This is a genomic window from Cupriavidus necator, assembly GCF_016127575.1.
Classification (GTDB): Bacteria; Pseudomonadota; Gammaproteobacteria; order Burkholderiales; family Burkholderiaceae; genus Cupriavidus; species Cupriavidus necator_D.
This window is the reverse complement of the sequence record NZ_CP066019.1, coordinates 882,463-899,985: the sequence shown is the minus strand read 5'-3', so window position 1 is coordinate 899,985 and position 17,523 is coordinate 882,463. Positions and strand designations below refer to the sequence as shown.

Annotated in this window: 14 protein-coding genes and 1 pseudogene; 5 read left to right on the top strand and 10 right to left on the bottom strand. The window is 66.9% G+C overall.

Going from position 1 to position 17,523, the window contains the following annotated elements; all coding sequences use genetic code 11:
* Positions 1 to 91 precede the first annotated feature (91 nt).
* On the top strand, positions 92 to 478 hold the full coding sequence (locus I6H87_RS23065) for an ArsR/SmtB family transcription factor (RefSeq protein ID WP_051398556.1): 387 nt from the start codon (positions 92 to 94) through the stop codon (positions 476 to 478).
* Entirely contained in the window at positions 468 to 953 is a 486-nt protein-coding gene (locus I6H87_RS23060) for an SRPBCC family protein (protein WP_010813386.1), read from the top strand. Before I6H87_RS23065 ends, I6H87_RS23060 begins: the two co-directional genes overlap by 11 nt.
* 162 nt (positions 954 to 1,115) lie before the next feature.
* Here I6H87_RS23060 and I6H87_RS23055 read toward each other — a convergent pair whose 3' ends face one another.
* From I6H87_RS23055 to I6H87_RS23010, 10 genes and pseudogenes are all read right to left on the bottom strand, one after another.
* Positions 1,116 to 1,802: a hypothetical protein gene (locus I6H87_RS23055; RefSeq protein WP_011616847.1), complete on the bottom strand. Its 687-nt coding sequence runs from the start codon at positions 1,800 to 1,802 to the stop codon at positions 1,116 to 1,118.
* Complete coding sequence (locus tag I6H87_RS23050; protein WP_011616846.1) at positions 1,799 to 2,914, bottom strand: DUF6708 domain-containing protein; 1,116 nt, start codon at positions 2,912 to 2,914, stop codon at positions 1,799 to 1,801. Before I6H87_RS23050 ends, I6H87_RS23055 begins: the two co-directional genes overlap by 4 nt.
* Before the next feature lie 9 nt (positions 2,915 to 2,923).
* Positions 2,924 to 5,083, bottom strand: coding sequence for a T6SS effector BTH_I2691 family protein (locus tag I6H87_RS34825; RefSeq protein WP_276507980.1), 2,160 nt, complete (start codon positions 5,081 to 5,083; stop codon positions 2,924 to 2,926).
* 85 nt (positions 5,084 to 5,168) lie between these two features.
* Positions 5,169 to 6,845: pseudogene (locus I6H87_RS23040) on the bottom strand (type VI secretion system Vgr family protein); the annotation flags it as partial.
* Positions 6,846 to 7,340: 495 nt separating this feature from the next.
* Positions 7,341 to 8,366, bottom strand: coding sequence for a porin (locus I6H87_RS23035; RefSeq protein WP_010813380.1), 1,026 nt, complete (start codon positions 8,364 to 8,366; stop codon positions 7,341 to 7,343).
* 52 nt (positions 8,367 to 8,418) lie between these two features.
* Positions 8,419 to 9,426: a Bug family tripartite tricarboxylate transporter substrate binding protein gene (locus tag I6H87_RS23030; RefSeq protein WP_011616843.1), complete on the bottom strand. Its 1,008-nt coding sequence runs from the start codon at positions 9,424 to 9,426 to the stop codon at positions 8,419 to 8,421.
* A gap of 105 nt (positions 9,427 to 9,531) precedes the next feature.
* Entirely contained in the window at positions 9,532 to 10,677 is a 1,146-nt protein-coding gene (locus I6H87_RS23025) for an acyl-CoA dehydrogenase family protein (RefSeq protein ID WP_062804662.1), read from the bottom strand.
* A 43-nt stretch (positions 10,678 to 10,720) separates the two neighbouring features.
* Positions 10,721 to 11,944 carry an acyl-CoA dehydrogenase family protein gene (locus I6H87_RS23020; protein WP_011616841.1) on the bottom strand — a complete coding sequence of 408 codons (1,224 nt, stop codon included), beginning with the start codon at positions 11,942 to 11,944 and terminating at the stop codon, positions 10,721 to 10,723.
* A gap of 14 nt (positions 11,945 to 11,958) precedes the next feature.
* A complete protein-coding gene (locus I6H87_RS23015; protein WP_011616840.1) occupies positions 11,959 to 12,648 on the bottom strand; it encodes an enoyl-CoA hydratase/isomerase family protein in 690 nt (229 codons plus the stop codon).
* Positions 12,645 to 13,868: a CaiB/BaiF CoA transferase family protein gene (locus I6H87_RS23010; RefSeq protein ID WP_011616839.1), complete on the bottom strand. Its 1,224-nt coding sequence runs from the start codon at positions 13,866 to 13,868 to the stop codon at positions 12,645 to 12,647. The genes I6H87_RS23015 and I6H87_RS23010 overlap by 4 nt, the downstream gene beginning before the upstream one ends.
* Before the next feature lie 200 nt (positions 13,869 to 14,068).
* Here I6H87_RS23010 and I6H87_RS23005 point away from each other — a divergent pair, with 200 nt between their 5' ends.
* From I6H87_RS23005 to I6H87_RS22995, 3 genes are all read left to right on the top strand, one after another.
* Positions 14,069 to 15,001: a LysR family transcriptional regulator gene (locus I6H87_RS23005; protein ID WP_010813374.1), complete on the top strand. Its 933-nt coding sequence runs from the start codon at positions 14,069 to 14,071 to the stop codon at positions 14,999 to 15,001.
* A gap of 222 nt (positions 15,002 to 15,223) precedes the next feature.
* Positions 15,224 to 16,477 carry an alkyl sulfatase dimerization domain-containing protein gene (locus I6H87_RS23000; protein WP_041688026.1) on the top strand — a complete coding sequence of 418 codons (1,254 nt, stop codon included), beginning with the start codon at positions 15,224 to 15,226 and terminating at the stop codon, positions 16,475 to 16,477.
* Positions 16,478 to 16,486: 9 nt separating this feature from the next.
* Entirely contained in the window at positions 16,487 to 17,512 is a 1,026-nt protein-coding gene (locus I6H87_RS22995; RefSeq protein WP_011616837.1) for a Bug family tripartite tricarboxylate transporter substrate binding protein, read from the top strand.
* The last annotated feature ends 11 nt before the right edge of the window (positions 17,513 to 17,523 follow it).

Genomic DNA, 17,523 nt, shown 5'->3' with positions numbered 1-17,523 from the left:
CGCTTCCCCGATCACAAGACGCCCCGGCTGATGCCGGGGCGTCTTGCATTTCGCGCTTGCAGTTTCCGCTTGCTTCCCTATACTTAGCCCCATGGCTAACCATTGTGCCGAGTTTGCTGACGTGTCCCAGGCTGTCGATATTTCCCCGCTTTCCGACGTGTTCTACGCGCTGGCGGACCCGACCCGCCGCGCCATCGTCAGCGTGCTCGGCCGCGGGCCGGAAACGGTCTCGGCGCTGGCGGCACCGTTCACGATGGCACTGCCCTCGTTCATGAAGCACCTGCAGGTGCTGGAGCGCAGCGGCCTGATCCGCTCGCGCAAGACGGGGCGCGTGCGCACTTGCGAACTGGTACCGCAACCGCTGTCAGACGCGCAGCAATGGCTGGCCGACCAGCGCGCCATGTGGGAGGCCCGTACCGACCGCCTGGCCGCTCTTGTCGAAGCCCTTCATCAGGAGGAACAGTCAGATGCCGAATGAAAACGCCGCCAGCCCTGAAAGCCAGGACCTGGTCATCTCGCGCCTGCTCAAGGCCCCGCGTGCCAAGGTCTGGCGTGCATGGAGCGATCCCAAGCTGCTCAAGGAATGGTGGTGCCCCAAACCCTGGACCACCGAGGTCCTGGCCTTCGACATGCGCCCCGGCGGCGCCTTCCATACCCTCATGAAAGGCCCGGACGGCGGCGTCAGCGACAACCCGGGATGCTTCCTCGAGATCGTGCCGATGGAGAAGATCGTCTCCACCTCGGCCCTGGTGGCCGGGTACCGGCCCAACAAGCCGTGGCTGTCGATGACCGCGGTCATCACCATGGCCGACGAGGGTGACGGCACCCGCTACATTGCGCGCGTGATGCATCCGGACGAGGCCACGCGCAAGCAGCATGAGGAGCTGGGGTTCTATGAAGGCTGGGGCATCTGCATTACGCAGCTGGATGAGTTTGCGCAGCAGTTGAAGTAGGGCTGCGGCAAGTGAATGGCGCCGGCACGGGATACCGTGCCGGCGCGACTTCCTTGATATTTCGCCGGTCTGCATGGTGAGGTGAGGGTCTCAAATTACATGGCCTCAAGGAAAGGCTGAATTGAACAACGTGTCGTCTGGCCGAGACGCTCCGAATCAACGTCAGCCTACCGTGGCGCTGTCGCCGCCTCCATGTGGGTGATTGTTCTCCGGCACATCGTCCATCGTCTGGCAAGGGACAAAATGCCATTGTTCCGCCTCCGGATCGAATACGGCGATCTGGTTCACGACCTGGCCAGCCGAATGCACTACCGTACTTGCGGTTGCCAGCGCGCTGTCTATTGCGTGCTTCATGCGGTCGCCCTTCCAGATCCTGGCTAGCGACTGCAGTGTGTCCTGCCAGGCAAAGAGACCTGCGCCCTCAAAGAGACGGCTGATCTCGCGTCGGCCATCGGTGGTGTATTCAGGCATAAGAATTCCCATCCGCAATGGCGCGCGCACGTCATGCACCAAGACGTTGCGCCGCCACTTGCCGCTTGGGCTGAGCAGGAGCTGTCCGTCGCGGGCGAGAAAGCCGCAGGCAATGTCCAACTCCACGCCGGTCGGGAAGGTTTGCTTCACGCGGGCTGCGGGCAGCCGGTCAAGGGATGGAAACTTGAAGGCTTGATTGGGGGCGCTGCCCCGCATTGAGTCCAACAGCAGGTCGATCGGCGACAGGTAGGCAGTCAGGACCGTCTTGTTCCCGTAGCGCATGCCCCAGAATCCTTCCATTCCGCGCTTGCCCGGTACCTTGGAAGGTTGCTCTATCAAGATAACGTGAGGCGCTGGTAGCGGCGAAGTGGCGGTCATGTGGTCTGTTCCGTAGTGCTTCGAAGCAGGGCTTCCGCTTCCGCGCGGGTCAGCGCGCCACGCTTGCGTCGCTCCTGCTGCTGGTCGAGCATTCGCGCCAGATCCTCGCGGGAGGGCCTGGCATCCGGGCCGCTCGGCACGCCGATGTAGTCGTCGGCGTACGGGCGCGCGTACGGGTCATTGGGCATGGGCTTGCACGCCGCCTCGATCTCCGGCGGCCACACGGGATCACTGCACGTGACGAGCACGAGCCAGCGGGCGATCGCATCCAGCAGTGCGAACGGTGCAAAGATGACGTCGGTCAAGGTGAAGAACGCTCCGGAGAATTTACCCCCTCTGCAGATCTTGTAGCCTTCCCAGAACGTTTCCCGCGGCGCCCAGAAGCGATATGGCTCGGGCAGCCCAGCCGGCCCGTCCTGCATGTAGCGGCGGTAGTATTCCCACTGCGCGTAGGCTTCTTCCAGGGTGAAGACGAACTGGCCGAGCACGAATGCGCGGACGACGTTGCCACTCGCGTCGAGCTGGTAATGGCGGATGTCGTACATGTCATAGGCGCGTGAAAATCCGCCCATGCGCCGATGGCCCACACAGAAGAATTCGTCATGGTTCCATGGCACTTCCCAGATGCCGCCCGGGTCCTTGGTGCGAATGGCATAGATACGACGGGTCTTCCGGTTCAGGCGGATGGGGCGGCGCTTCAGCGTGAACATGTTGCGACGCATCGGATCGAAGGCAAGCAGACCGAAGAAGCCTGCAGAACTAAAGCCAAGTAATATGCCGACGATCGTACCGAACCAATACCCGTTCTTCGCCATCATTTCCTCAGAGTCTCTGAATGGGCTAGTTGCAAGCAATAATCCGTAAAAGAGAGAAAACGACGCAAATGCTGAACAGATAATCCAAAGCAGACCAACGTTCTGCATCCGAGCCTGCGACTCATCGGTGATCTCCAGGCAGGTCGAATCAATGCGGTAGACATTGCCGCTCTCCAGCACATGCTCGCTGGCAGGCTGGCCGACATGGAGCCGGTGTTCTTGCTCCCACTTGCCCAGCGGTTTGCCCTGTTGGCGGAAGTAGAAAGGCGTGCGTTCATCCTTGGTCGGGAATTTCATCGAAGAGTCCTATTTGACGTCCTTGAGGCCCAGTTGCACGAACTCGAACGACTCGGTCTCCAGGCTGGTGTAGCGTTCGCTGGCGGGTCCCTTGCTGAAACGGCAACGCTTGGCCCACTTGAGCGTCGCCGGGTCGTCTAGTATCAGGATGCCGATGTTCACCGCGAGCAACACGACTAGGAACGGCCAGCTAGGCACCCCAACGAGGAAGGCCAGGAATTCTTCAGTCGCCAGCGGGAGGACGGCTGCTGCGCCTCCGGACATCGCAGAGCCAAAATATAGTATTGAGACTGTCCGGTTTCCCCTCATGCCTTCATCGTAGGCATGGTACGCATCCCATCCCACCCCAACTGCAGCCCCGGCAAAACCAATCCAACGCCCTCTGACAGCCAGCTTCTTGCCCATTTCCAGCCATTCCGCCTTCGGCGGCGAGCGCATGATGCGCCGGACAATTACGTGCGTCGGCGCCTTCTCCAGCACGACGCCAGTCTGCTCGGCAAGGGTCCCGGCCATGGACACCAGGCCGCCGACCAGCTTGATTCCTCTTTCGGGTTCGTCGAACTCGCCCGCTGCGCGGAACGATTGCGTGGCGTGATAGAGTGCCAGTCCCTGCAGGATGCAGGCGACCGCCCCGACATTCACGAAGCGTGAACCCAGGACCGCCTTGACTTGCCGCACCCCAGGCACGTCATTGGCGGTACGCAGCTTGAGGGCGCTCAGTTCCGGAATGCGCTCCAGGTCCTCTGTCTTGAACCACACCAATCTGGCGGTTTGAGCCATGCGCTTGGCCGCGCGTCCGAGTGCCACGGCGTCCTCGCGCCGTCGGGTGCGGTCCAGTTGCTTGTACAACTCCGGATTCACTGTGGAGAGATCGTTCAGCACGACCGCGCGGATTTGCATGACGCTGGCCGTCGGGGCGATCAGGCGCACGCCGCCTAGCAGGCTCATCCCGTACAAGGCGAGCCTGGCCGATGCCGAACTGAAGCTGTTTGCAAGGGTCGGGATGATCTGGTCGGCCAGTATCCAGGTCAGGCGCGGTACCAGGCCCATCTTCGCTAGGGCTTCGGGAAGAGTGAGGCCCTTTGCCATGGAGTCCATCTTGTCGAGACCGCTCTTCAGGATGCCGAAGATGGCAGCATAGCCCTGGTCGGTCGGGTCCGGCACCGTGTCGATGATGGGCTTGTGGTCCAGCAACAGGGCGCGCGCAAGCAGATTGCTGTGGTTCTCCGGATTCGCCTCGTTGAACCAACGCTGGATGACCCGACGGCATTCCACGGTGTCGAGCGCGTTCTCCAGGCAGCGCGTCAGGGATTCGTTGTAGACATAGCCGTGCGGCAGGTCCATCTTGTCATGCCGGTATTGCATGTAGGAAGCAAGCTGAGGACTCATGAGCCACTGTGCGAGCGAGGTCGCAATGGGTGCCAGCACGTCCTCGTTGAGGGCCTTCAGTCTGGGACTCAGGTCCTGGTGGCGCTTGCCTGGCGTGAGTTCGTCTTCGTAGGGTTTCCAGGCGGCGTCACTGGCGGCTTTCTTGCGGGCAAGTCGCGTGGCTTCACGCTCCGCATCTTCGCGCTTCCATCGCTCGGCCGTCGCTTTTCCATTAAACAGAACCGACATGAGTTCGTAAGCCGGAAATCCATCCGGCGTGGTCTTCATGCGCTCAGCCTCGGCCGCCGCGGCCTCCGCCTCTTTCGTGTGCTGCGCCTCGGCGTTGGCCCGGATGTTCTTTTCGAGCGTATCCAGGAACAGATCTGTTGCCTTGTCCCAGATGACGCCGTTGTTTGCCTTAGCGTGCAGCTTGGGATTGGTCAGGATGCCCAGGTCTTCAGTGATTGCGAGCGGATCATTGAACGCCAGCATCATCGCCTTGCCGGGGGACACGATCTCCATCCGATCCGCAAGCATCGAACCGCTTATGGGGCCAATCGGAGCAATCTCGCCCAGGTTAATGGTTCCGGGTGGTGTGGCGCTCAGATGCCGGAATGCTTGTTGCTGCGCTTCGGGCGTCATGGCGAACGATGCCACGCGCTTGTTGATTTCCGTCGCGCGGCCGGCGTGTGGCTGGTTCTGGTTGCCCATCCAGGCGGCCACGTCGAGGCATTGCATATGAGCCCTGCGCACATCGACTTTGTGCTTGTTGTCGTTCAGTTGGGCCTTGGTCCAGGCCACATGCGAATAGGCGTACCAGACACGCGTCGCGTGCGCGGGATCGGGGGTAGGTGGTTAGCAGCATGCCCAACGCCGCGCGTAGCGCGGCATGTCCATCGGTGCGCGCCTCCAGCCCCTCACCACGCTTGTCGCGGCGTCCCTGCACGTCAGGAATGCCGGTGATGTACCCCATGCTGATCTGCGACTGCAGGTGGTCCGATGCGAGCTGCGCCTGGATTTTTCCCTTGGTGTCGTCCAGCACCAGGTGGTTACTACGACCACCATCGTGCTCGCGGCTGCGAATGCCGGTGAGAGCGAGCTGGTCCGGCAGCTGCCATGGCGGCATGTTGAGGCTGTTCGGCACCGCCCCCATCACAATGGGCTTGTCCGGATCGCCGCCGTCCAGGAACATCACCAGAACTTCGCTGCCGATACGCGGGATGCTGATCTGGCCGTACTGTGAGCCCGCCCACGGCGTGGCCACGCGCACCCAGCAGGACATCTTGTTGAAGCGGTCCCACGGAAACTGGACGCGGACGCGCCCATACTGATCCGGCCACACGACATGGCTGTCTTCCGGCCCGACCACGGTCGCGCTTTGCGGCCCAGCGACCACCGGCCACGGGATGCTCAGCGCCGGACGGAAGACCTCATGGGTGGGGTGGCACTCGAACTCGACGCGGCAATGCCAGCGCTGGCCCTCGCCGGAGGCCTCGGCCACGTCTTCCAGCCTGAGGTTGGCGCCAAGCACCACGTACTCGCGGTTGGCCGCCTGCTGGGGGTGTCCCTTCACATTCATGGTGCAGCCTGGCACCACCGCGCGCAGGTTGCCGGTGCCAAAGCAGCGCAGGCCACGCGAACGGATTTCCTCCATGCGGATGCGGGCGATCATGTCGCCTTCGTCCCACGGGCGGTTGTCCGTGGCCGGCTGGGCATGCTCGCTGGGGAAGTCGTACACCTCCTGGTGCAGCGCGCCAGTGTTCAGGCCCGTGTCCCGCGGGTCCGAACTGCTGGCGCTCAGGTTGCCGCGCGGCTGGGTGAAGCTGTAGGCATTGGTCGTGTACTTGCCTGCGACCACGGCATCGACAACCGAGAACGCATCGAGGTGTTCCTGGTCGACCCTGACGCCAGGCGGATGGATTTCCAGCACCTGGTACGCCTCGCTCGGCATGCTGAAATAGCCACCGACGTGATCGACCAGAACCAGGCGGTGCTTGCCGTCAGAATGTTCGAAGAACCACGATATGCCCCAGTGCTGCATGAGGCGGGCGATGAAGGTGTAGTCGCTCTCGTCGCACTGGGTGCGGTAGACCCGCCTGGGGTATTTCGCCACGTCGAGCCTGCGCTCAACCGGAAAGGAGTATGCAGACAGGACCTCTTCGATGATCTCGATGTCGGTGCGGTTCTCGAAGACGCGGCTGTTCCGGTTCTGGGAGGCGATCCACAGCCAGGGACGCAGGGTCAGTCCGTAGACAAAGTGCCGCCCTTCGGCGCGCAGGTAGCGGGCGCGGTCCACTATGCCGCTGATCTCACGCGTGCCGGCACCCACGCCGCCTGCCATCCCGGTGCCCATGCCATCCAGTTCGATGCGAACGGTCAGCTCGCGCCCGTTCATCTCGCGCAAGTCGAAGTTGCCTTCCGGGCCGTGGAAGTTGTAGGCCTTGTCCGGCGTCTTCAGTTCGATGTCGTATTCGAACAGGCCGCAGACGCCTTCCTTGCCATCCAGGCGTACGAAGGTAAAGGGGGACTGTCCGAAGAGTTCCGGCAACGCCGGACCAGACACGGTGACGGTGCGGGAGGAAAGGAACGGCGGTCGGTTATCCAAGTGCAGCACTCCGTAGCGTTGAACTTTCTCTTGCCGCAGAAGCACCAGTGTTCCGGTGCTTTGCTTCTCGCGTCATTTGCATGACCGTCAAGAAGATGCGTTCGTCGCGTACGGTAGCCGTTATGCGTTGAGGAAGGAAGGTGGATTATTCAGATATCGCCATTGTTTTCGATTGAATGAGAATTCCAATAGAAATTAAGGGATGTCCTATATCAATCTCGTATCGCCATGATCTATAGGGTCGTTCCGTGCGATTTCGTTCGCCTTGTGAAGCGCGAAGAGTAAGCACAAAGGAAAATGACCCGACACGAGCGACAGCCCGGGATGCGTTCTAGAGATTGGCGCCCTCCCCCAGTTTGCGGGGAGCGCCACGGGACAGGTGGCAGCCCGCCCCGGGTCTCCGTAGCCTCAGCCGCTTGGCCTCAGCGCCGCATGAACGGGCAGCAGTCCGTTTCAGAACCGATGCCGCAACCCCACGCTCACCGACTTCGCATCATCCCCGCTACCCGGATCGATCACGATGCTGTTGTTGCTCACGCTGCCGCCAGGGCTGTTATGCACCAGCACCGCCCGCACATAGGCGGTGGTGCGCTTGCTCAGGTCATGGTCCCACCCCAGCGTCACCGCCAGCGGCCGCTGGCCGCCGCCCAGGATCTGGCGCTTGAGTGCGGCGGCCTTGAAGGTGTCGCGCTGCGTCACGTTCCAGCTGAAGGTCACGCCGTAGTGGCGTGCCGAGCGGGTCTCGGGCCGGTCGCTGCTGGCGGCGCTGTACAGCAGGCCGATTTCCACCGGCTTGAAGCGATAGGAGCCGCCGACGAAATGGTTGGAAGTCAGCGTCGGTTCCACCGGCACGTTGGCGCCCGAATACATCCCCTGGTAGGAGTAGAACGCGTAGACGTTGCCGGCCTCGTAGGTCGCATTCATGCCGAAGTTCAGCCCTGAGCGCGCCGACCCCGGCACCTCGCCCGGCGCCACCGCTGCGCCGAAGGAAAAGCCGCCCCACTTGGGCGAGAAATACTGCACCGCGTTGTCGAAGCGGGCGCCGTAGGCCACGTGCCCGGTGCCCTGTGATGCGGTCGCGCTCAGCAGGTTGAACGGCGACACCGCGCCATTGAGCAGGAACGGATCCAGCCGCAGCAGCGCATAGAACGACGGCGTGTACTGCCGCCCCAGCCGGAACTCGCCCCAGTTGCCCGACAGGCCCAGATAGGCCTGCCGCCCGAACAGCCGGTTGTTGCCGAAGAACTCGGTGCCGTTGTCGATATTGAAGCCCGACTCGACCAGGAAGTTGGCCTTGAGCCCGCCGCCCAGGTCCTCGATGCCGCGGATGCCCCAGCGCGACGCGGCCTGCTGGCCTTCGCGCATGCGCACCACGCTTTCCGAGCCCCTGGCGTATTCGATCGATGCATCGACCACCCCGAACAACTGCATCGTGCCCGCCACGGCATTGCCCGCGGCCAGCGCCGCACCCATCACCATCCACTGTCTTACCTTCACGCTGCCTGTCTCCCGTTGTTGTTGTGGTCCAGCCTTACTTCGCCTGCAGCCCCGCCACCTTCACCACCTCGCCCCACGCGGCCAGGTCGGCGCTGACCAGCTTGCCCAGGTCGGCCGGGCTCGACGGCGCGGCCGGCTGCAGGTTCATGGCAGTGAATTTCTCGCGGTCGCCCGGTGTCTGCAGGATGCGATTCACCTCGGCGTTGAGCCGGTTGACGATCGGCGCGGGCAGGCCCCTGGGGCCGAAGATCGCGACCCAGCTGGCTTGCTGGAAGGGCACGCCCTGCTGCGACATGGTCGGCACGTCCGGAGCCGTCAGCAGGCGCTCCGGTCCGGAGATCGCAATGCCCCGTATGCGGCCGGACTTCAGGTGCGGGACCGACGAGATGGCGTCGGTGATGCCGACGGTGACGTGGCCCGCGGCCAGGTCGTTGCTGCACTGGGTGGCGGTCTTGTAGGGGATATGGCGCAGGTGGATGCCGGTCTTGGCCTTCAGGTATTCCATGGCCAGGTGGCCGCCCGAGCCCACGCCCCAAGAGCAGTACGCCAGTTCCGTCTTGCTGGACCTGGCGTAGGCAATCAGCTCCTGCAGGCTGTGCACCGGCACATTGGCGCTGACCGCGAGCAGGTTGCCGCCGGGCTGGCTGGGGCGTGCGATGGGGGTGAAGTCCTTGATCGGGTCATAGGGCAGCGACGGCGTGGTCCACGGGTTCACCGTCATGGTCGCGGCATAGGTGAACAGCAACGTGTAGCCGTCGGGCGCGGCGCGCGCCACGGTCTCGTTGGCGATGATGCCGTTGGCGCCGGGGCGGTTGTCGACCACCACCGGCTGCCTGAGCGCGGCGGTCAGGCGCTCGGCCACCAGCCGTGCCGTCTGGTCGGTGACGGTGCCCGCGCCCGAGGGCAGCACCATGCGGATGGGCTTGCTGGGGTACGGGGCCTCGGCGTGCGCGCTGGCGGCGCCCGCCAGGGCCAGCGCCGCGGCCAGGGCTGCTGTGCGCGTGGCACAAGCCCTGCGGGCGCCAGTGTGCTGGCTGCTCATATTGCTGTCTCCGTTGCGGCGCATTGGCCGCGCATGCCGGTGCGTTGCCGGCGTGTCATGGGTGGGCGCACCGGGCAGCGGCCCGGGCGCCCTGGCTGAACCGGCTCAGGCTTGCGCCTGCGCCGCGTGATCGAGTGCCGCCAGCCGTTCGTAGTGCCAGTCGGCATCGCCGAACAGGTTGGCGTGGGCTGCCAGGCGCTTGTAGCAGTGGCCGATTTCCATCTCGTCGGTCATGCCCACCGCACCGTGCAGCTGCACCACGTCTTCGCCGAGCGCGCGCCCGGCATCCGAGACAAAGGCCTTGGCATGGGATACCGCGCGCATGCGCGCCACCGCATCGCCATGCAGGGCGTTGGCCGCCAGCTCGGTGATGGCGCGTGCCTGCTCGACGCTGACATAGAGGTCCACCAGCCGGTGCCGGATCACCTGGTTGGCCGTCAGCGCGCGGCCGAACTGCTCGCGCGTCACCAGGTAGTCGCGGGTCAGGTCGAACGCGCGCGACATGGTGCCCACGGCTTCGGCGCAGGCCATCACCGTGGCCTGGTCGATGGCGGCTTCCACCAGCGGCCAGGCGCCGTCCACCGGGCCGATGCGCGCGCTGTCCGGCACGGTCGCGCGGCGCAGCGTCACGCTGGCGGTCTGGCGGCCGTCGTAGGTCGGCAGCGCATCGACGCTGATGCCGCGCATGTCGGCCGGCACCGCGAACAGTGTCAGGCCGTCGCGGTCGCGGCGCTGGCCGCCGCTACGCGCCAGCACCAGCAGCACCGCGGCGCTGCCGCCGCCCAGCACCAGGGTCTTGCGGCCGTCCAGCGTCCATTGCCCCGGCTCATGCTGTTGCGCGGTGGTGCTGATATCGAAGGCGTCATAGCGTCCCTGCGTTTCCCATGCGGCCAGCGCCAGCATCGCGCCACCCTCGGCCATCGCCGCCGCGATCGCGGCGTGGGCGGGATCGCCGCAGGCGGCCAGCAGCGGCGCGCACAGCGCGGCATTGGCCAGCCAGGGCTCGGCAGGCTGGGCGCGGCCCAGTTCCTCGGCCAGCAGGGCCTGGTCCGCGGCATCGCCCAGGCCGCCGCAGGCTTCGGGCAGCCCCACGGCCAGCCAGCCCATTTCGGCAAACGCCTGCCAGTGCTTGCGCGAGAAGCCATCGGGCTCGGCCAGCGCCGCGCGGCGCTGCTCGAAGCCGTAGCCGCGTTCGACATAGCGCCGCACGCTTTCCTGCAGCATGCGGCGATCGTCCGTTGGATCGCTCATGTGTTCAGTTCCTTGTCCTGGGTTGCGGGCACGATTGGAGCCACTACAGGCCCAGCACCTGCTTGGCCAGCAGTTCGTGCTGGATCTCGCTGGAGCCGCCGGCAATGGAGTAGCCGCGGGTGACGAAGCGGCGCGCCGATGCCGCCGCGGCGTACGCCGACTGTCCCGCTTGCGGCACGGCGGGCTCGAAGTGCGCGGCGCGGTCATAGGCCAGCGTGTCCGGCCCCAGCGCATCGACCGCCAGGTTCTCGATGTCCTGGATCAGCCGGCTGCCCAGCAGCTTGAGCATGCCGGTCTCCGGCCCCAGCGTTTCGCCGGCGCGCGCCCGCTTGCGAAAGCGCAGCACGGTTGCAGCCAGCGCTTCGAGCCGCACCTCCAGCGCGCGCATCCGGCGTGCAAACCACGGGCGCTGCGACAGCGGCTGGCCGCCCTCCTCCAGCTCGTTGCCGATGGCGCGCACCTTGGCCAGGCGGCGGCGGTTCTCCGCCACGCGCGCCAGGTTCAGCCGCTCATGCTCGAGCAGGGACTTGGCGATGGTCCAGCCGGCGTTCTCCTCGCCGACGAGGTTCTGCACCGGCACTTCCACCTCGTCGAAGAACACCTGGTTGAACAGGTGCCAGCCATGGATGCCCACCAGCGGCCGCACGCTGACGCCGGGGCTGCGCATGTCGATCAGCAGGAAGCTGATGCCCCGCTGCGCGCGCGCCTCGGTATCGGTGCGCACCAGGCAGAAGACCCAGTCCGCGTACTGCGCGTAGGAGGTCCAGATCTTGCTGCCGCTGACCACGTAGACCTCGGTGCCGTCGGGCCGCGTCTTGCGCACCGCACGCGTCTTCAGCGAAGCCAGGTCGGAGCCGGAGTTCGGTTCGGAATAGCCCTGGCACCACCAGTGCTCCTGGTTCAGGATGCGCGGCAGGAAGTACTGCTGCTGCGCCGGCGTGCCGTAGCGGATCAGGATCGGGCCGATCATCTCGAAGGTGATGCCGCCGCTCTCGGGCGCGTGCGCCAGCACCAGTTCTTCCTGGAATGCGGCGCGGCGCTCGGCGCTCCAGTTGCAGCCCTGCCATTCAGCCGGCCAGTGCGGCGCCAGCCAGCCGCGTTCGGCCAGCCGGCGCTGCCAGTCGACCAGCTCTGGCTTGCTGAGTTCCAGTCCGAGGCGGACTTTCTCGCGCACGGCATGGGGCAGCGACCGGGCGACGAACTCGCGCACCTCGCGGCGGAAGTCCTGCAGCGACGCGTCGTCGTCGGTGGTGATGGAATCTGTCATGGAAATATCGGTCCTCAGGAATTCTTGTCGCGCGCAGCAGATGCCATGCGCCTCGTCGCGGCGCGCATGCCGCCCTTGATCGCAGCCACGCCATCAGCCGGAAAACCCCCGATGGTGGCGGCCAGGCCGCGCGCGCGGTCCAGCACCTCGGCGTCTTCGACCAGTTCGGTGGCAATGCCCAGGCGCAGCAGCTCCGGCGCGGGCACGCGGTCGCCAAGCAGGCACAGGCGCGCGGCCACGGCCTCGGAATGGCGCAGCGCCAGCCAGTCGGCATTGCGCGGCGCGGCCATGCCCAGGCGGATCTCGCCGATCTGCAGGAAGGCCCCGGCGCCGCACACCAGCAGGTCGCCGGCCAGCGCCAGCGCCGCGCCGCCGTTGATGGCATGGCGCTCCAGCGCCACGATCCATGCCTTGCTGCTTTGCAGCAGGCCCAGGTGGACGCGCTCCCAGAGCGGCGCAAACGCGGCCAGCCCGCCGCGCTCCGCCTGCAGTGCCTGCAGGTCCAGGCCGGAACAGAAGGCGCCGTCGGCGCCGCGCAGCAGCACGGCGCGCACGCTGTCGTCGGCGGCCAGGGTCTCGATGGCGTCGCCCAGCGCGCGTGCCAGCGACATGTCGACGGCATTGCGGCGGGCCGGGCGGTTCAGCACCACCTCGGCCCAGCCGGCATGGCGCTGCAGCAGTACAGGGGATTGGGGGGTGTTCATGCGGGCTCCTGCCGGGCTTGTTCCACGCCGATCGCGCCGGCGCGGGCCATGGTGTGAATCTCCGCGGCGCTGAAGCCGAGCTCGGCCAGCACCTCGGTCGTATGCTGGCCGAGGCGCGGCACCGCGGGCATCGCGCCTGCCGGCATGCTGGCCATGGTGAAGGGCAGTCCCGGCAGCTCCAGCTGGCCGCCCTCGCCGTCGTCAACGGCTTGCAGCACGCCACTGGCGCGCACGTCGGGGCTCGCGTTGACCTGGTGGTAGTCGCGCACCACGCCCACCACCACCTGGTGGCGCTCCAGCAGCGTGCGCGCGGCGTCGCCGCTGAGGTGGCGCATGGCGTCGTGCAGGATGGCCAGCAGCGCCGGGCGGTTCTGCACGCGCAGCGCGTTGCAGGCAAAGCGCGGATCGTGCGCCAGCGCCGGCTGGCCGATGGCCTCGCACAGGCGCGTCCAGTGCTCGTCGAGATAGGCCGACAGCACGATATGCCCGTCCGCCACCGCGATCACATCCGCGGCCGGCGCGGCCTTGGGCTGGCTGTTGCCGCTGCGCACCGGCAGCGCGCCGGAGCACTGGTACTCGGCCCACAGCTGGGCCTGCATCTGCACGCCGACCGACAGCAGCGAGGTCTCGATGGTCTCGCCGGCGCCGGTGCGCTCGCGCCGGAACAGCGCCGCCAGGATGGCGTTGCCGGTCGCCAGCGCGGTGGCCGCGTCGATCAGCGCAAAACCGGCCTTCAGCGGCTGCCCGCCGGCCTCGCCGGTGACGGACATCATGCCGCTCTCGGCCTGCGCGGCAATATCCAGCCCGGGGCGCGTGCGCGACGGCCCACGCGTGCCGAAGCCGCTGATGGAGGCATGGATCAGGTCGGGACGCGCCGCGCGCAGCGTGGCGGCGTCCAGCCCCAGCGCTTCCATCACGCCGGCGCGGGTGTTGTGCAGCACCACGTCGCTGGCCAGCGCCAGCCGCCGTGCGGCGTCCAGCCCGCCGGGCGTGCGCAGGTCCAGCGCTATGCCGCGCTTGCCGCGGTTGTAGGCCAGGTACATCGGGCTCTGCGGGCTGGTGCCGTCAAAGCGCCGCGCGCTGTCGCCGCGCAAGGCCTCCACCTTGACCACGTCGGCGCCCAGGTCGGCCAGCATCATGGCCGCGCCCGGCGCCGCGATGAACTGCCCGAACTCCGCCACGCGTATGCCTGCCAGCGGCAGGTCTTGCCGGTTCGTCATGCGATGCCACTCCTCGAAGATGCCGGCGCGGCCGGCGGTTTGCGACGATGTGGAGCGATCATGCGTTGGCACGGCGCATCACGGCAGATGCTAAAACTGCCTCGGTGCAAACCAATGGTTAGCACCCTGGGGTTATCCCGAACCCGCCGGAATGCCGCTATGCTGTGCGCCCAGTGCGTCGTTTGAGTGGAGCCAAATCCATGCGTCTGAGCCAAGTCCAGGACTTCATCGCCGTGGCCGAGCACGGCAGCATCCGCGCCGGGGCCCGTGCGCGCGACGTGTCGGCACCGGCACTGACCAAGAGCATCCGCCAGCTGGAAGAGGAGCTGCATGTGCCGCTGCTGACCCGCACCACCCGCGGCGTGGTGCTGTCGCGCTACGGCGATGCCTTCCTGCGGCGCGCGCGGCTGATCGCCACCGAGGCCCGCAAGGCCAGCGAGGAAATGGCGCAGATGCTGGGCGCGCGCAACGGCGTGGTGCGCGTCGGCACCACCCGCGGCCCGGCGCATGTGCTGCTGCCCGCGGTGGTCAAGCGCTTTCGCGTCCAGCACCCCGACGTGCTGGTGTGCATCGACAGCTGGGGCTACCCGACCCACCTGGACGAACTGCGCTCGGGCGTGATGGACATGGCAGTCAGCCCGGTCCCGGATGAGGGCATCGAGCGCGAATTCACCTGCGAGCCGCTCTACAACAACGACTCGGTCGTGATGGCGCACCGCGAGCATCCGCTGCGCAACGCCCGCAGCCTGCGCGAACTGATCGGCTCGGACTGGATCCTGACCGGCCAGCGCATGCACGGCCCGGGCGCCGCCATCCTCGATGCCTTCCGTGAACGCGATCTGCCATTGCCGCGCGTGGCAGTGCGCTGCGACACCATCGGCATGATCGAGCACCTGATGCAGGACCGCCACCTGCTGTGCATGCTGCCGCGCCAGATGGTGGCAGGCCGGCTGGCCGCCAATGGCCTGGTGCCGTTGCCGATCGAGGACAAGCTGCCCAGCCACACCGTCAGCCTGATCTACCGCGCCGATTCGCCGATGACGCCGGTGGCGGCGCAGTTCGCCACCTTGCTGCGGCGTGAAGTCCACTATCTGTCCAACCTGCCTGACAGTCCGCTGCGCCGACTTGACTGAAGGCAGCCGCTACCGCAGCGCGTGCCGGCGGGGAACTCCCTGCACCCGCGCGGTGCTAACCAGCGGTTTACACATGAAATTCCAAAACCTCCGCCGGGCCGCACCGGCGCTTGGTTTGCGGCCGGTTCGCCGCATCCCGGCGGGATTTTCCCCAATCCCCGGGATGCCCCTTCTTGCGTGACAGTTGCGCTGGACGCGACCTGGTTCGCAGAGGAGGCAAGCATGCAGGACATTGAGGACCGGCCGGCCGCACTGGTCACTGGCACCGGCATCGAAAGCGTCAGCGACGGCGTGTGGCTGCTGCACGGACAAGGGCAGAGCTTTGTCGCCGACGTGGGCGGCGGCCTGCTGGTGGTCGACAGCGGCCCCGGCGGGCGCGTCACGCGCGGCATGATCGAGGCGCTGCGCACGCAGACCGGGCTGCCGGTGCTGGCAGTCTGCTACAGCCACGGCCATATGGGCTACAACGCCGGCCTGCAGCAATGGCTGGACCACGCCGCCGCGCGCGGCGAGCCCGCGCCACGGGTGCTGGCCCACGTCAACGTGCTGGCGCGGCAGGCGCGCTACCGCGAGACCCAGCGCATGCAGGAGCGCATGGCAGAGATCCAGTTCCGCCAGCCGGCCGGCGCGCTGGCGGGAAAGCTGGTCCACATCGAACCCACCGAGACCTTCGCCGATGGCCTGACCCTGGGCCGGGGCGAGCGCCGCGCGGAAATCCTGTGGGCACCGTCCGAGACCGACGACGCCGTGGCGGTCTGGCTGCCGGGCCGGCGCCTGCTGTACGGCGGCCCCGCGGTGATCGATTCGATCCCGAACATCGGCACCCCCTTCCGCACGATGCGCGACACCGTGCGCTGGGCCGATACGCTGGAACGCTTGGCCGGCCTGCAGCCGCGCACCGTGGTGCAAGAGTTCGGCGCCACGCTGCAGGGCGAGGAAGAATGCCAGCGCGTGCTGTGCCAGACCGCCAGGGCCCTGCGCTGGCTGCGCGCGGAGGTGGTGCGGCTGATGAACGCCGGCTGCAACGAACGCCAGGTGCTGGCCGCGCTCAAGCCGCCGGCGGACCTGTTCGACCAGCCCTGGATGCGCCCCACCTATGGCGACCCCAGCTACATCGCGCGCGACATCTACCGCTCTGAGAACGGCTGGTGGGACCGCAATGCCACCACGCTGCATCCAGCCGCGCCTCAACAGGCGGCCGCCGAGATCGCCGCGGCCGTGGCCGACCATGGCGCACTGATCCGCCACGCGCAGGCCCTGGCCGCGCGCGGCGACACGCAGCTGGCGCTGCACGTGATCGACGTGCTGGCGCTGGCGCCCGATGAAACGCCCACCGTGCGCGAGGCCCGCCAACTCAAGGCCGCCTGGCTGCGCCAGCGCGCCACGCAGATCCGCAGCTATGTGTCGCGCAGCCTGTACGGCGCGGCCGCCGACGCGCTGGAAAGCGACGCGGCGGACAACTTCGGCATGCACTAGGGAGACGCCATGCCCCGAGCAATGAACCCGGCTCCGACGGAACTGCCTGGCAACGCCGCGCGCCGGCGCGACGTGCTGCGCGCGCTTGCCGCACTTGGTCTTGGTGCTGCGGCCGGCCCGCTATGCGCCAGCAATGCCTGGCCCGCCAAGCCCATCCGGCTGGTGGTGCCGGCCCCGCCCGGCGGCGGCACCGACCTGTTCGCGCGCGCGCTGGCCGCATCGCTCGGCAAGGCGCTGGGCCAGACCATCGTGGTCGACAACAAGCCCGGCGCGACCGGCATCATCGGCAACGATACCGTGGCCAAGGCCAGCCCCGACGGCTACACGCTTCTGTTCACCTATGCCGCCACGGTGGTGATCAACCAGACCCTGCAGCCCAGGCTGCCCTATGACGGCCTGCGCGACCTGTTGCCGGTGGCGCAGGTCGGCGCGGGCGGCAATTTCCTGGTGGTGACGCCGGACTTCCCGGCGCGCACGCTCAAGGAGCTCGTCGCCCACGTGCTCAAGCGCCCGGATGCATACGACTACGGCTCATGGGGCATCGGCTCGGGCGGCCACCTGACCATGGAAGCCCTCAAGATGCAGACCGGCATGAAGCTGCGCCACGTGCCGTACAAGGGCGTGGCGCAGATCCTGACCGACATGCAGGGCGGCGTGGTCAAGGTGGCCTTTGTCGATACCTCGTCGTCGCTGCCGCTGATCCGCGCCGGCAAGCTGCGCGCGCTGGCCATCAGCGGCACGCGCCGCGCGCCGGCCACGCCGGACGTGCCGACCATGACTGAACAGGGCTACCGGTTCGATACCGACAGCTGGTATGGCCTGTTCGCGCCGGCCGGCACCAGTGCCGCCATCGTGCAGCGGCTCAATGCGGAAGTGACCCGCCTGCTGGCTGACGCGCCCATGCGCGAGCGCTTCCTGCAGCTGAACATGGGCATGGCGCCCGCCAGGAGTGCCGAGCAGTTCGCGCAGACCGTGCGCGACGACGTGGGCGTGTGGGGCAAGGTGATCCAGGCCAACCACATCACGGTCGACTGAAGACCACCGGG

Excerpts from the sequence above, each read along its gene's own strand:
- I6H87_RS23065 (WP_051398556.1), top strand. The coding sequence starts at position 92 with ATGGCTAACCATTGTGCCGAGTTTGCTGACGTGTCCCAGGCTGTCGAT.
- I6H87_RS23060 (WP_010813386.1), top strand. The coding sequence starts at position 468 with ATGCCGAATGAAAACGCCGCCAGCCCTGAAAGCCAGGACCTGGTCATC.
- I6H87_RS23055 (WP_011616847.1), bottom strand. The coding sequence starts at position 1,802 with ATGACCGCCACTTCGCCGCTACCAGCGCCTCACGTTATCTTGATAGAG.
- I6H87_RS23050 (WP_011616846.1), bottom strand. The coding sequence starts at position 2,914 with ATGAAATTCCCGACCAAGGATGAACGCACGCCTTTCTACTTCCGCCAA.
- I6H87_RS23035 (WP_010813380.1), bottom strand. The coding sequence starts at position 8,366 with ATGGTGATGGGTGCGGCGCTGGCCGCGGGCAATGCCGTGGCGGGCACG.
- I6H87_RS23030 (WP_011616843.1), bottom strand. The coding sequence starts at position 9,426 with ATGAGCAGCCAGCACACTGGCGCCCGCAGGGCTTGTGCCACGCGCACA.
- I6H87_RS23025 (WP_062804662.1), bottom strand. The coding sequence starts at position 10,677 with ATGAGCGATCCAACGGACGATCGCCGCATGCTGCAGGAAAGCGTGCGG.
- I6H87_RS23020 (WP_011616841.1), bottom strand. The coding sequence starts at position 11,944 with ATGACAGATTCCATCACCACCGACGACGACGCGTCGCTGCAGGACTTC.
- I6H87_RS23015 (WP_011616840.1), bottom strand. The coding sequence starts at position 12,648 with ATGAACACCCCCCAATCCCCTGTACTGCTGCAGCGCCATGCCGGCTGG.
- I6H87_RS23010 (WP_011616839.1), bottom strand. The coding sequence starts at position 13,868 with ATGACGAACCGGCAAGACCTGCCGCTGGCAGGCATACGCGTGGCGGAG.
- I6H87_RS23005 (WP_010813374.1), top strand. The coding sequence starts at position 14,069 with ATGCGTCTGAGCCAAGTCCAGGACTTCATCGCCGTGGCCGAGCACGGC.
- I6H87_RS23000 (WP_041688026.1), top strand. The coding sequence starts at position 15,224 with ATGCAGGACATTGAGGACCGGCCGGCCGCACTGGTCACTGGCACCGGC.
- I6H87_RS22995 (WP_011616837.1), top strand. The coding sequence starts at position 16,487 with ATGCCCCGAGCAATGAACCCGGCTCCGACGGAACTGCCTGGCAACGCC.